Raw genomic sequence first — 13,129 nt, 5'->3', positions numbered from 1 at the left:
GGTGGTCGCGGCTCAGCCGAAGAGCGCGTCGTAGACCCGCTCGAACCGCTGGAACCGGTCGGTGTAGTAGCGGCGCCGGTTGTAGTCCGGCGTCAGGGCCCGCCCGCGGTCCGGCCGGGCGCGGCGCACGTCCGGGGCCAGCGACTCCAGGGCCAGCAGCGCGGTGCCGTGCAACGTGGTCCGCTTGATCCGGACCGGGGTCACCGGGGTGCGCATCGCGTCGGCCATCACCTGCAGCAGCTCGGGGTGGTCGGTGGTCACGCTGCCGCCGGCGAACAGCCGCTCCGGCTGCGGGGCGACCTCGCGCAGCTGGCTGACGATGCGGGCGTAGGACAGCGCGATGCCCTCGACGACGCCCCGGTAGACCTCCACCGGCGCCGACCCCGCGGACACGCCCGCGACGACGGCCCGGGCGTCGGCGGCCCAGCCGGTGCTGCGCTCGCCGGTGAAGAACGGCAGCACGAGGGGCGTCGTCGGGTGCGGCTCTGCCAGCAGCGCGGCCGACAGCTCCTCGTCCTCGATCTGGTCGACGGCCAGCGTCACGTCGGCCCAGGCCAGCGCACGGCCGACGTCGTTGAGGGCGCCGCCGACGAGGGCCCGGTCGTGGGAGACCCGGTAGCACCACAGCCCGGGCGGCAGCTCGTCGGGCATCTCCCGGACCAGGACCCGCAGCGCGCCCGAGGTGGCGCAGGAGGCGCCCATGCTCGTCTCGTCGTAGGCGCCGAGGCCGACGTTGGCGGCCAGGCCGTCGGTGATCGCGGCGTACCAGACCGCGTCCTGCAGGGTGGGCCACCGCTTGGCGATCTTGGCCCTGCGACGCTCGTCCACCTGCAGCGGCTGGTCCAGGTGGTGGATCGGTGGCAGCTGGCCGGGCGCGATCCCGACGATCTCGGCCAGCTCGGGGTACCAGTCGGCGGTGTGCCGGTCCACCATCCCGGTCCACGCCGCGGTGGAGGTGCCGGTCCCCAGCGCGCCGGTGAGGCGGTGCAGCACGTGGTCGCCCAGGGACAGGTAGCGGGCGGCCTGCCCGACCACCTCGGGGCGTGCCTCGGCCAGCCAGCGCAGCCGGGCCGGCCAGTAGCTGGCGTGCACCCGGGTGCCGGTCCGCTGCTGGAGGGCCTCCTCGTCGAGCTCGACCCGGAGGGCGGCCACGTGGGGGGCGCAGCGGGAGTCGGCGTAGGTGAAGCAGGGGGTCAGCGGGCGCCGTCGTCGTCGACCACGACCATCGAGGAGGCGAAGGTGTCCAGCGCCACCCCGGCGACCGGGGTGCCGTCGAGCGCCTCCACCAGCTGGTCGATGAGGGTGGTGACCTCGTCCACGACCTGGTCGGGGTCGATCTCGGAGGTGCCGTCGGGCGCGGTGGTGAAGGTGTGCGGGACCTTGGCGCGCTTGCCGACCGGACGACCGTGCGCGTCGTAGACGGCGCCCCGGCTGGCGGTCGAGCCCACGTCGAGCGCAAGGACCAGGGGAGGGACGGCGTCCTTGAGCTCGATGTCGAAGTCGGAGGCCATGGTCGGCACTCTACTGGGGCCTGCGCGGGCCGTGGCAGGATCGCCCCGTGCACCCCTCCACGGCCCTGGCCACGGTCCTCGTCGACGAGCTCGTGCGCGGCGGTGTCCGGGAGGCGGTGCTGTGCCCGGGGTCCCGGTCCGCGCCGCTGGCCTACGCCCTGGAGGAGGCCGACCGGGCCGGCCGGCTGCGGCTGCACGTGCGCGTGGACGAGCGGTCGGCGGCCTTCCTGGCGCTCGGTATGGCGCGCGCCTCCGGTCGCGCGGTCCCCGTGGTCACCACGTCCGGCACGGCGGTGGCCAACCTGCACCCGGCGGTGCTCGAGGCGCACCACGGGGGCGTGCCCCTCGTGGTCCTGTCGGCCGACCGGCCGGCCGAGCTGCGGGGGACCGGGGCCAACCAGACGACGGTCCAGCCGGGCCTGTTCGGCGCCGCCCCCCGGTGGGAGGTCGACCTGCCGGCGCCCGGACGTCGTGCCGGGCAGGTCGGGCACTGGCGCTCGACGGTGTGCCGGGCGCTGGCGGCGGCGCTCGACCCCGCGTCCGGACCGGGCTGGTCCAGGAGGGGCCCGGTGCACCTCAACGTGGGCCTCCGCGACCCCCTGGCCCCCGCGCTGGAGGACGTCGACGGCTGGCCCGAACCGCTCGACGGCCGGCCCGACGGCCGGCCCTGGGTGCGGGTGGCCGGGCCCGGGGAGACGATGGGTCCGGGGGAGCGGACGCTGGTGCTGCTCGGCGACCTGCCGACCCCGGAGCTGACGCGGGCGGCCCTGGGCTGGGCAGGCGCCGCCGGGTGGCCGGTGCTCGCCGAGCCCTTCGGGGTCCTGCCCACCGGCCCGCACGTGGTCCGGCACGCGCCCGTGGCCGCCGCCCGTGCGCTGGCGGACCCCGCCCTGCGGCCGGACCGGGTCGTCGTCGTGGGGCGGCTCACCCTCTTCCGGGAGCTGGGCGCCTGGTGCGGCTGCCCGGGGCGGTCGTCGAGCACGTGTCCGCGGGCCCGTCCTGGACCGACCCCTCCCACGTCGTGCAGGTGGTCCGCGGGCCCGAGGTGCTGCGGACGCCGCCGGCGCCGGCCCCCGGCGCACCGGCCTGGGTGGGGGCGTGGACCGCGCTGGGGGAGGAGCTGACGGAGCAGGTCCGGGCCGCCTCGACGGACCCGTCCGCCGGCCCGACCGGCCCGTCGGTGGCCACGACCGTGGCCGCCGCCCTGGGCGACGACGACGTGCTCGTGCTGGGGTCCTCCAACGGGCCCCGCGACCTGGCCACCGGGCTCGGGCTGCTCGCGCAGCCCGGCGCCCCGCGGGTCGTCGCCGGCCGGGGCCTGGCGGGCATCGACGGCACCGTCTCCACCGCCGTCGGGGTCGGCCTGGCCGGCGGGGGCGGTGGCCGCACGGTCGCGCTCCTGGGCGACCTGACCTTCCTGCACGACGCCAACGGCCTGCTCGTCGGGCCGGACGAGCCCCGGCCGGACCTGACCGTCGTCGTGGTCAACGACGACGGCGGCGGCATCTTCTCCACCCTGGAGTACGGGGACCCGGCGCGGTCGGGCACCGCCGGGAGCCGGGCGGCCACCGAGCGGCTGTTCGGCACCCCGCACGGCACCGACCTGGAGGCCCTGTGCGCCGCCCACCGCGTGGAGCACCACCGGGTGGGCACCACCGTGGCCCTCGCCGACCTCCTGGGACGGCCGGCCTCCGGCATCCGCGTCCTCGAGGTGCCCGTCGACCGGGCCGGCCACCGGCCGCTGCGCGACCGGCTGCGGCCACCGGCGGGCTGAGCGCCGGTCAGAAGCCGATGGCCCCCACCGGTTCGGTGTCCGCCCGCATCGCGCGGGACAGCCGGCCGACCGCGCCCGCCCTCAGCTCGCGGACCCCGAGCGTGGGCACCTGGGCGGCGACCGTCCGCCCGCCCGCGTAGGCGGCCCCCAGGGCGGCCACGGGCAGGACCACGTCGGTCTCGTCGCCGTCGGCGGCGCGCTCGCAGGTCGCGGTTCCCGAGCCGTCGACGGCGAACCGCCAGCGGCCCGCGTTCCACGGGCAGAGGTCGTCGACGACCTCCAGCACGAGGTCGAGCGGGGCGGACACCGCATACCCCCGCTCGGTGAGGGCCCGGGGCAGGTCCACGAGCCGCAGCCAGAGGCTGTCGATGGCGCGGACGCCCACCGAGCGCGGGCCTCCGCTCCACCACAGGACGGGGTCGTCGACCGAGCGGCCCCACAGGGTCACCTTCGTCGTCAGGTCGAGGTCGACGAGCCGGCGCACGAGGGCGAGCAGGCTCGCGTGGTCGGTCGCGCCGAGCTCTGCGACGTCGACCGCGCTGCGGGGCGTCTCGTCCTCCCACCTGCTCTCGCGACGCAGCACGGCATACCCGGTCGGGACGCCGTCGCGGCGGGCGAGCAGCAGCCGGCGCGGCTCCTTGCTGCCGCGGGCCTTCGGCACGTCGCGGAACCAGGAGCCGGCGAAGGCGTCCGGGCGGGTCACGGCGCCCACGCTGGCCGCGGCGCAGGCCCGGTGCGCCTCGTGCAGGGCCGCCGCGCTCCGGGGTGGGGAGGGTCACCAGGTGGGTGTCGACCGTCTCCGCCGCGGCCGCCAGCTCGTCGGGGACGCGCAGCTCCTGGCCCCGGGAGAGGACGAGCTTGACGTCCAGGCTGGCCGCGCCGTAGCCGTAGCGCCCGTAGATCGCCGGCTCGGAGGCGTGCAGCCCGGCGACCGCGGCCTCGCCCCGGTCGTGCACCCGGTGCAGGTGGTCGCGCATCATCCGGGTGAGCATCCCCTGGCGGCGGGCGTCGGGGTGGACGCCGACCCAGGTGAGACCGTCCATCGGCACGGTCCGCAGCCCGTCCTCGGGACCGGGCACGGTGAGCTGCAGGTCGTAGGCGCTGTAGATGCCCACCAGCGGAGGGCGGTCCCGCCCCGGCTCGCCGGGCAGCGGCGGCCCGGTCCGCTCCAGCGCCCGGGCGTGCCGCAGGTCGAGGTGCTCGACCAGCTCCTCGGGCCGGGTGCCGGGCACGACCTCGAACCAGACGGTGGTGTCCAGCTCCTGGACGCGGGCGAGGTCCTCCGGGGTCAGGTCGATGAGGCGTGCGTCGATGTCCACCGGACCAGTGTGGCGTCGTAGGGTGGGCGGGGCCAGGGGTTTTCGGGGACGTCCAGCCCCGCCGCCCTGCCGTCTCCGCGTGCCGACGTCGCCGCGCCCCCACGCCTGCCCGAGAGGACCGCCGCACCGTGCCCGCCGACGCCCCCCGTCCGACCGCCGTCGACCCGCGCGCCGGTGGTGGGCACGGCCAGGTGCCCGCCCGAGGGTCGGTGACGGCCGTGATGGTCGTCTTCGCCGCGGCGGGGTTCGTCATGGGGCAGGCGCTGGCCCGGGTCCCGGCGGTGCGCGACGCGCTCGGGGTGGACAAGGCCCAGCTGGGGCTGGCGCTCATGGGGATGGGGCTGGGGTCCCTGCTCGCGATGCCGTTCACGGGGCGGCTGGTCGACCGCCTCGGCAGCCGCCGGGTCGTCCTCGCCGCCGTCCTGGTGGGTTGCCTCGGGTGGGGGGCGGTCGCGCTCGCCCCGTCGGCGCCGGTGCTCATGGCCACGCTGGTCGTCACCGGCGTCGCCGTCGGCATCTGGGACGTGGCGATGAACATCCAGGCCACCCACGTCGAGCAGCAGCGGGACCGGACCTGGATGCCCTACTTCCACGCCGGCTTCTCCGCCGGCGCGGTCCTGGGCTCGGGGGCCGGTGCCCTGCTGGCCTGGCTCGGGGTCGGGCTGGTCCAGCTGCCCGTGCTGGCGGCGCTCGCCGCGGCGGCCGGGGTGCTGGGGGCCACCCGCTTCGTGCACGAGACCGTCGGTCAGGAGAGAGACGGGGCGAGCGGGGGACCGATCGGAGTGCAGGAGCGGCCGCCCCGACTGGGCCTCACCCGGCTGGAGATCCTCATCGGTCTGGTCTGCTTGGCCGCGGCCCTGGCCGAGGGGTCGGCCAACGACTGGCTGGCCCTGCTGCTCGTCGACGTCCAGGGGGCCCCGGCGGCGTTCGGGGCGCTGGCGCTCACGGCCTTCAACCTGACGATGACGGTCGGCCGGCTGGTCGGCGGGCCGGCCATCGACCGGTTCGGCCGGGCCGCGGTCGTGCGCGCGGGGGGTGTGCTGGCCGCGACCGGCATCCTGGTCGTCACGCTCGTGCCCTCGACGACCATGGCCCTCGTCGGTGGGCTGCTGTGGGGCCTGGGGGTCTCCACGATCTTCCCGGCCGCGATGTCGGCGGCGGGGGAGGTCCCCGGACGGGGCAACCGGGCGATCACCGTGGTGTCGACGATCGCCTACGGCGCGTTCCTCTTCGGGGCACCCACGATCGGGCTGCTCGCCGAGCTGGTCGGGCTGGACCGGGCGCTGTTCCTGGTCGTCGCGTTCCTGCTGGGCATGGTGGTGGTCGCGCCGGTCATGCGCGACCAGCGGGCCGGGCAGGACCGACGGGTCAGGGCGTGATCCAGTAGCGACGCTTCGGCAGGTGCCCCTCCACGGTCCGGACGTCCTCGAGCACGCCCCCGCAGGCCTCGATCACCCGCGCGGAACCGGTGTTGTCGTCGTCGCAGGTAACCAGGACGAGCTCCACCCCCAGGTCGCGCAGGCGGGCGAGCGACTGCCGCAGGATCTCGGTGGCGTGGCCGCGCCTGCGGAACCGGGGGCCCACGGCATACCCCACGTGCCCGCCGACCTCGAGCAGGGAGGGGGTGAGCTCGTGCCGGACGGAGACCCGCCCCACCACCTCGCCGTCCACCTCGGCGAGCAGGAAGTCGGCCCGCACCCGGTCGGGCGGGAGGTCGGTGCCGGCGGCGTCGCGCTCGCAGCTGGCCAGCACCTCCTCCCACGTCCCGTCCGAGAGGAGGAAGCTGAAGCCGTCGGCGAGCAGCTCCTCGTGGAGGGCCCGGGCGGCCGCCTCGTCGCCGGGGCCGGGCGGCCGCAGCCGCAGGGTCACCGCTGCTCCGGGAGCAGCCCCAGCGCGTGGCGCATCGCGGTGAGCTTGACCTCGGTCTCGGCCAGCTCGGCCCGGGGGTCGGAGGCGGCCACGATCCCGCCGCCGGCGAAGATCCGCAGCGAACGCCGGTCGGGGGCCAGCTCGCCGCAGCGCAGGGCGATCCCCCAGTCGCCGTCGCCCGAGCCGTCCACCCAGCCGACCGGGCCGGCGTACCGGCCACGGTCCATCCCCTCGAGCTCCTCGATGACCGCGGCGGCGGCGGGCGTGGGCGTGCCGCAGACCGCGGCCGAGGGATGCAGGGCCGCGGCCAGCCGCAGCGACGTGGCGCCGCTGACCATCCGGCCCGTCAGGTCGCTGGCCAGGTGGTAGACGTCGGGCAGCTCCAGGACGTAGGGGTCCTCGGGCACCTGCAGGTCGGTGCAGTGCGGCCTGAGGGCCTCGGCCACCGACCGCACGGCGTAGGCGTGCTCGTCGAGGTCCTTGACGCTGCGGACCAGCCGCAGGCGGGGATCGGTCGGGTGGTCCCCGGCCGGGGTCGGCGGCACCGGCGACGCGGCGGCGGCCTCCGCGCGGCGGATCGTGCCGGCCAGGACCCGGGACCGGGCCCGCCCGCCCTGCAGCCGGACGAGCATCTCGGGGGTCGCGCCCACGAGGCCGTCGACGGCGAACGTCCAGGTGGCGCCGTACCGGGCCTGCAGGCGCTCCAGCACCGGGGCGACCCGGACGACGTCCCCGTCGCGGTGGCGCACCGCCACGTCGCGGGCGAGGACGACCTTCTCGACGTCACCGGTGCCGATCCGGCGGACCGCCCGGGCCACGACCCGCGGCCAGTCCGTCGCCGGCACGGTCCCGGGGAGCTCCACAAGGGGGTCGAGCCGGCCCAGGTGCGGGTTGCTCCGGGCCAGCATCTCGGCCGGGTGGCCGGCCGGCCACGGCTCGTCCCCGGCCACCACCTGGGTCACCCAGGCCAGGCCGTCGCGCCGGCCGATGAGCGTCCGGGGCACGGTCAGGACGCTCTCGTCGCCGGAGCGGGGGGAGAAGGCGAAGGAGCCGAAGGCCACCAGACCGCTGCCGGGCAGCCGGACCTCGTCCTCGACCTGCGCGTCCGCGCGGACCTGGTCCCACCAGGCCTCGGCGGCCTCGAAGCGTCCGGCCCCGGCGGTCCGCACGACGGCGGCCCGGCCCCAGCCGACCATGCCGTCCCCCTCCCGCAGCCAGGCGACCACCTCCCGGGGGTCGACCTCGTCGGGGACACGGGTGAGCAGGTCGCCGGTCACGTCGACCGCGACCGAACGCGCACGCAGGCGCGGTGGAGGCGGGGGCACGAGGGATCACTGTAGGTGGTGCGAGGATGGGCCCCATGAGCCCCACCCGCGCCAGCCTGGAGAAGAACCCCCGCGAGGTCGCCGAGATGTTCGACGGGGTGGCCCGTCGCTACGACCTGACCAACACCGTGCTGTCCGGGGGGATGGACCACCTGTGGCGGCGTGCCGTGGCGCGGGCGGTGGACGCCTCCCCGGGCGAGCGGGTGCTGGACATCGCCGCCGGGACGGGCACCTCCAGCGAGCCCTACGCCGACCGGGGGGTGCAGGTCGTGCCGGCGGACTTCTCCCTCGGGATGCTGCAGGAGGGCTACCGGCGCCGTCCCGACCTGCCGTTCACCGCGGCCGACGCGATGGCGCTGCCCTTCGCCGACGACTCCTTCGACGTGGTGACGATGAGCTTCGGGCTGCGCAACGTCGCCGACGTGGACCGTGCGCTGCGGGAGTTCCGTCGGGTCGTCCGCCCGGGCGGCCGGCTGGTCGTCTGCGAGTTCTCCACCCCCGTCGTGCCGGTCTTCTCCACCGTCTACAGCGGCTACCTCATGAAGGCCCTGCCGCGGGTCGCCCGACGGGTCAGCTCCAACCCCGACTCCTACGTCTACCTGGTCGAGTCGATCCAGGCCTGGCCGGACCAGCGCACGCTGGCCCGGCGCATCCGGGACGCCGGCTGGGAACGGGTGCGGTGGCGCAACCTCACCGGAGGCGTGGTGGCCGTCCACCACGCGGTCGCCGCGGGGGACTGACACCGCATACCCCGGGACTGCCGAAGGAGGCACCGACATGGACGTCGAGCTCGCCGAGGTCAGGGACTTCCTGGCCCAGCACCCGCCCTTCGACGCGCTGCCGGAGGAGGTGCTCGACCGGCTGCCCGCCCGGTGCAGCCTGCGCTACGCGCGGCGGGGGAGCGTCGTGCTGCACGCCGGCGGGCGCGGGGACCGGCTGTGGGTGGTGCGCAGCGGTGCGGTCGACATCACCGACGAGGGGCGGCTGGTGGACCGGGTGGGGGCGGGTGGCTGCTTCGGGATGTCCGCCCTCGTCGAGCACGGACCCATCCGCTACGACGTGACCGCGCGCGAGGACAGCCTGTTCATCACCCTGCCGCAGGCCGACTTCGACGAGCTCGCCCGGGACCACCCCGAGGTGGCCGTGTTCTTCGCGGCGACCCACCACGGCCGCATCCGCACCGCCCTCGGCCAGCTGCAGCAGCCCCGGACGGGGTCGGCCGTCTTCCGCACGGCGGTCGCCGACCTGCTGCGCTCGGCCCCCGTGTCCACCGCGCCGCAGGTCACCATCGCCGAGGCCGCCCGGCGGATGACCGAGGCGGGGGTCTCCTCGATCCTGGTGATGGAGCAGGACCGCCTGGTCGGGATCCTCACCGACCGAGACCTGCGCCGGCGGGTCGTCGCGGCCGGCACGCCGACGGACCGCCCGGTGCGGGAGGCGATGACCCTGGACCCGGTGACGATCAGCAGCCAGGCGCTGGCGCTGGAGGTCATGCTGGAGATGACCGGCCGCAACATCCACCACCTGCCGGTCGTCGACGCCGAGGGGCAGGTGGTGGGACTGGTCACCACGACCGACCTGGTCCGGCTGGAACGGTCCAACCCGGTCTACCTGGTCACCGACCTGGCCAAGGCGCGCGACGTGGACGCCGTCGTCGGCCTGGCCGCGCGGATCCCGCGCATCGTGGAGCAGCTCGTCACCGAGGACGCCACCGCCGAGGACGTCGGCCGGGTGGCCACGGCCCTCACCGACGCGGTCACCGTCCGCGTCCTCGAGCTCGCCGAGGCCGAGCTGGGCCCCGCACCGGCCCCCTGGGCCTGGGTGGCCCTGGGGTCGGCCGCCCGCGAGGAGCTGACGCTGCGGGGCGACCAGGACCACGCGATGGTGCTGGCCGACGAGGCCGACCCCGAGGACCCGTGGTGGGGCGCGGTGGCCGGACGGGTGACCGACGCGCTCGAGGCGTGCGGCCTGGAGCGGTGCGACGGCGACGTGATGGCGACCAACCCGCGGTGGCGCAAGCGGGTCCACGACTGGCAGGTCCAGTTCGCCCGGTGGGCGCACGAGCCGCAGCCCGACGCGGTGCTGTGGGCCGCGATCTTCTACGACATGCGGGCCGTGCACGGCGACGCCGAGCTCGTCCCGCAGCTGCGCGAGGACGTGGTCGCCCGCGGCGCACGGTCGGACCTGCTCCTGGCCCACCTCGCCGGCCAGGCCGCCCGGATGCGTCCGCCGATCGGCTTCTTCCGGGGCTTCGTGCTCGAGGACGCCGGGGAGCACCGGGACACCCTCGACATCAAGCGGGGCATCTCGGCCATCGTCCAGCTGGCGCGGGTGCACGCGCTGCGGGCCGGCGCCACGGCCCTGCCCACCGGGGCCCGGCTCGCGGCGGCCCGGGCGCGCGGCGTCCTGCCGGTCGAGTCCGCGGTCGACCTGGCGGACGCGCACGAGCTGATGTCCTACCTGCGCCTGCAGCACCAGGTGGCCCAGGTGCGCGACGGGCGACGTCCCGACAACCACCTGGACCCCGAGAGCCTCAGCAGCCTGGACCGCCGGCACCTGCGCGACGCGTTCCAGATCGTGCGGCAGGCCCAGCACGGGCTCAGCACCCGGCTGCCGCAGGTGACCTGACGTGGGCCGGTGGGACGACTGGCGGGCCCGGCTGGGCCTGGACCGGTCCTCGGGCGTGCGTCGGCGGGGCTCCCTCCGCGCTGACCTCGACCCGCCCCTGGCGCAGGCGTGGGAGCGGCTGTCGGCCGCGGCCCCGTACGACCCGGGCACGCCCCTGGACGAGGTGGAGCTGCTGGCCCTCGACCTGGAGACCACCGGCCTGCAGCCGTCGAGGCACGAGCCGCTCTCCTTCGGCCTCGTCCCCGTGCGGGCCGGCGAGGTGGTCCTGGCGGGGGCCCGGCACCTCCCGGTCCGGCCCCGGGGCGACGTCGGGGAGTCGGCGACCCTCCACGGTCTCACCGACGACCGGCTGGCCACGGAGCCGACCGTGGCCGAGGTGCTGCCGGAGGTGATGGCGGCCTTCCTGACCGACGACGGGCACCGGCGCGTGCTGCTGGCGCACTTCGCCCAGGTCGAGACGACCTTCCTCGAGGACGCGGGGGTGCGTGAGCTCGGGACCTGGCTGGACCTGCAGGTGGTGGACACCCTGGAGGTGGAGCGGCGGCTGCTCGGGGCCCAGCACAGCGAGATGCGGCCGGGCGCGGTCCGTCTGCACGCCTGCCGGGCCCGGCACCACCTGCCGCGCTACCGGGCGCACTCGGCGCTCGTCGACGCCGTCGCCTGCGGGGAGCTCTTCCTGGCCCAGACCGCCACGCTCGCGCTGCGCCGGAAGCGGGCGCTCCTGCTCTCCGACGTCCTCGAGCGCTGACCGGGACCTTCGGGCATGCTGGCGTCCCCTAATTCGGGGCAGGGTCCCCTCGCCCGGCCCGGGGGACGGTGCCACCTAGACTGACCGGGTTCGTGAAGGTTGGCACAAGCGAGGCGTAGACACCGTGGGTGAACAGGTCGAGACGGCCGACGTGATCGTCGTCGGGGCGGGCCCGGGAGGGGCCTCGACCGCCGCATACCTGGCGGCCCACGGGCTGGACGTGCTCCTGCTCGAGAAGGCCTCCTTCCCCCGCGACAAGATCTGCGGGGACGGCCTGACCCCCCGCGCGGTGCGCGAGCTCATCAGCCTGGGTGTGCCGATCCGGGAGGAGGACGGCTGGCACCGCACCAAGGGCCTGCGGATCCTCGGCGGCGGCGTCCGGATGGAGCTGGACTGGCCCGGCAACGCCACCTTCCCGCCCTACGGCCTCGTCCGCACCCGGATGGACCTCGACGAGATCCTGGCCCGGCACGCGGAGACGCGGGGGGCCCGGCTGATCGAGCGGATGAACGTCTCCGAGCCGGTGCTGGACCACCGCGACCACATCTGCGGCGTGCGGGCCAAGGTCATGGGGGAGAACGGGCGGCCGACGGGCGAGACCCGGGAGTTCCGGGCCCAGGTGGTCGTGGCCGCCGACGGCAACTCCAGCCGGCTGTCGCTGGCGATGGACCGGCCCAAGCGTGACGACCGCCCGATGGGGGTGGCGGTCCGCACCTACTACACCACGCCCCGGCACGACGACGACTACATCGAGTCCTGGCTGGAGCTGTGGGCCAAGGGCGAGAACGGCGAGCAGGACGTGCTCATGCCCGGCTACGGGTGGATCTTCCCCGTCGGCGACGGCACCGCCAACGTCGGGCTGGGCATCCTGGACACCGCCAAGGACTTCGGCACCTTCGACTACAAGGACGTCATGCGTCGGTGGGTCGCCGGCATGCCGGAGGAGTGGGAGTTCGGCGAGGAGACCCAGATCGGGCCCATCCGTGGCGCGGCCCTGCCGATGTGCTTCAACCGCCAGCCGCTCTACGACCGGGGCCTGCTGCTGGTCGGGGACGCGGGCGGGATGGTCAACCCGTTCAACGGCGAGGGGATCGCCGAGGCGATGGAGGCGGGCAGGCACACGGCCGAGGTGGTCGCCTCGGCCCTGGCCCGCGCCACGCCCGGGGAGCGGGAGGCGGTGCTGCAGTCCTACCCGTCCGTCATGAAGGCCTCGCTCGGCGGCTACTACATGCTCGGCAAGCAGTTCGCCACGCTCATCGGCAACCCCGAGATCATGCGGCTGGCCGTGCGCTACGGGCTGCCGCGCAAGGCCCTCATGCGGCTGCTGCTGAAGATCATGGCCAACCTGCCGCAGGAACGCGGCGGCGGTCTGGACGACCGGATCATCAACGCGCTGAGCCGGGCCACCCCTGCCGCATGAACCCCTCGACCATGACTAGGCTAGGCGCGTGCCCGCCCCCTCCCTGGGCCGGACCGATGCCGTGCTCGTCCCGAAAGGAGTCCTGGCTCTGATGGACTACCACCCCTATCTGCCGGTTCTCTTCTTCCTCTTCTTCGGTCTGCTCTTCGCCTTCGGGTCCGTCTTCGGCGGCGGTCTGCTGGGGAGGTCGAACTACAACCGCGCCAAGGCCGAGGCCTACGAGTGCGGCATCCAGCCCACCCCCCAGGCCGAGGAGGGCGGCCGGGTCCCGATCAAGTTCTACCTGACCGCGATGCTCTTCATCGTCTTCGACGTCGAGGTGCTCTTCCTCTACCCGTTCGCGGTCGCCTTCGACCAGGTGGGGCTGTTCTCCGTGCTGGCGATGCTGCTGTTCCTCGTCGTCGTCTCGGTCCCGTTCGTCTACGAGTGGAGCCGGGGTGGTCTGGAGTGGGACTGAGCAGGGCGAGGGTGCACGACGGCAGCGGGTATGACGAGGTGCCGGTGACCGGGGCGCACGCCCCGGCCGGCGGAAGGA

12 protein-coding genes and 2 pseudogenes are annotated in these 13,129 nt (G+C 75.5%); 8 read left to right on the top strand and 6 right to left on the bottom strand.

What is annotated here, in order from left to right:
- Positions 1-12: 12 nt before the first annotated feature.
- On the bottom strand, positions 13-651 hold the full coding sequence (locus tag BJF81_RS18775; protein ID WP_237769935.1) for an FGGY-family carbohydrate kinase: 639 nt from the start codon (positions 649-651) through the stop codon (positions 13-15).
- A gap of 255 nt (positions 652-906) precedes the next feature.
- Positions 907-1,511, bottom strand: a pseudogene (locus tag BJF81_RS18770) (FGGY family carbohydrate kinase); the annotation flags it as partial.
- A gap of 47 nt (positions 1,512-1,558) precedes the next feature.
- Here BJF81_RS18770 and menD point away from each other — a divergent pair.
- Both menD and BJF81_RS20585 read left to right on the top strand, forming a co-directional pair.
- Complete coding sequence (gene menD / locus BJF81_RS20590; RefSeq protein WP_342447028.1) at positions 1,559-2,635, top strand: 2-succinyl-5-enolpyruvyl-6-hydroxy-3-cyclohexene-1-carboxylic-acid synthase; 1,077 nt, start codon at positions 1,559-1,561, stop codon at positions 2,633-2,635.
- On the top strand, positions 2,602-3,285 hold the full coding sequence (locus BJF81_RS20585; protein WP_342447027.1) for a thiamine pyrophosphate-binding protein: 684 nt from the start codon (positions 2,602-2,604) through the stop codon (positions 3,283-3,285). The genes menD and BJF81_RS20585 overlap by 34 nt, the downstream gene beginning before the upstream one ends.
- A gap of 7 nt (positions 3,286-3,292) precedes the next feature.
- On the opposite strand, the gene BJF81_RS00125 is transcribed toward BJF81_RS20585, so the two are convergent.
- Positions 3,293-3,988, bottom strand: a complete 696-nt coding sequence (locus BJF81_RS00125) for a sterol carrier protein domain-containing protein (RefSeq protein WP_158068584.1) — start codon at positions 3,986-3,988, stop codon at positions 3,293-3,295.
- 184 nt (positions 3,989-4,172) lie between these two features.
- Positions 4,173-4,400 (bottom strand): annotated as a pseudogene (locus tag BJF81_RS21245) (GNAT family N-acetyltransferase); the annotation flags it as partial.
- A gap of 332 nt (positions 4,401-4,732) precedes the next feature.
- Here BJF81_RS21245 and BJF81_RS00115 point away from each other — a divergent pair.
- Positions 4,733-5,983 carry an MFS transporter gene (locus BJF81_RS00115; protein ID WP_083663861.1) on the top strand — a complete coding sequence of 417 codons (1,251 nt, stop codon included), beginning with the start codon at positions 4,733-4,735 and terminating at the stop codon, positions 5,981-5,983.
- Here BJF81_RS00115 and BJF81_RS00110 read toward each other — a convergent pair.
- Both BJF81_RS00110 and BJF81_RS00105 read right to left on the bottom strand, forming a co-directional pair.
- Positions 5,973-6,473, bottom strand: a complete 501-nt coding sequence (locus tag BJF81_RS00110; protein WP_075956655.1) for a GNAT family N-acetyltransferase — start codon at positions 6,471-6,473, stop codon at positions 5,973-5,975. The two genes, BJF81_RS00115 and BJF81_RS00110, sit on opposite strands and share 11 nt — an antisense overlap.
- Positions 6,470-7,798: an isochorismate synthase gene (locus tag BJF81_RS00105; protein WP_075956654.1), complete on the bottom strand. Its 1,329-nt coding sequence runs from the start codon at positions 7,796-7,798 to the stop codon at positions 6,470-6,472. Before BJF81_RS00105 ends, BJF81_RS00110 begins: the two co-directional genes overlap by 4 nt.
- A 35-nt stretch (positions 7,799-7,833) precedes the next feature.
- Between BJF81_RS00105 and BJF81_RS00100 the strand changes: the two genes are divergently transcribed.
- From BJF81_RS00100 to BJF81_RS00080, 5 genes are all read left to right on the top strand, one after another.
- On the top strand, positions 7,834-8,538 hold the full coding sequence (locus BJF81_RS00100; protein ID WP_075956653.1) for a demethylmenaquinone methyltransferase: 705 nt from the start codon (positions 7,834-7,836) through the stop codon (positions 8,536-8,538).
- Positions 8,539-8,575: 37 nt separating this feature from the next.
- A complete protein-coding gene (locus tag BJF81_RS00095) occupies positions 8,576-10,426 on the top strand; it encodes a DUF294 nucleotidyltransferase-like domain-containing protein (protein ID WP_075956652.1) in 1,851 nt (616 codons plus the stop codon).
- A 1-nt stretch (position 10,427) separates the two neighbouring features.
- Complete coding sequence (locus BJF81_RS00090; protein ID WP_143780584.1) at positions 10,428-11,174, top strand: exonuclease domain-containing protein; 747 nt, start codon at positions 10,428-10,430, stop codon at positions 11,172-11,174.
- Positions 11,175-11,298: 124 nt separating this feature from the next.
- Positions 11,299-12,594 (top strand): geranylgeranyl reductase family protein, encoded by a 1,296-nt coding sequence (locus BJF81_RS00085; protein WP_075956651.1) that lies wholly within the window; start codon positions 11,299-11,301, stop codon positions 12,592-12,594.
- 91 nt (positions 12,595-12,685) lie between these two features.
- The gene (locus BJF81_RS00080) at positions 12,686-13,051 is read left to right on the top strand and encodes an NADH-quinone oxidoreductase subunit A (RefSeq protein WP_075956650.1); all 366 of its coding nucleotides are present in this window, start codon (positions 12,686-12,688) and stop codon (positions 13,049-13,051) included.
- Positions 13,052-13,129 lie beyond the last annotated feature (78 nt).

It is taken from the genome of Ornithinimicrobium sp. CNJ-824, assembly GCF_001942405.1.
GTDB lineage: Bacteria > Actinomycetota > Actinomycetes > Actinomycetales > Dermatophilaceae > Ornithinicoccus > Ornithinicoccus kibberensis.
This window is presented reverse-complemented; position numbering and strand designations above follow the sequence as displayed.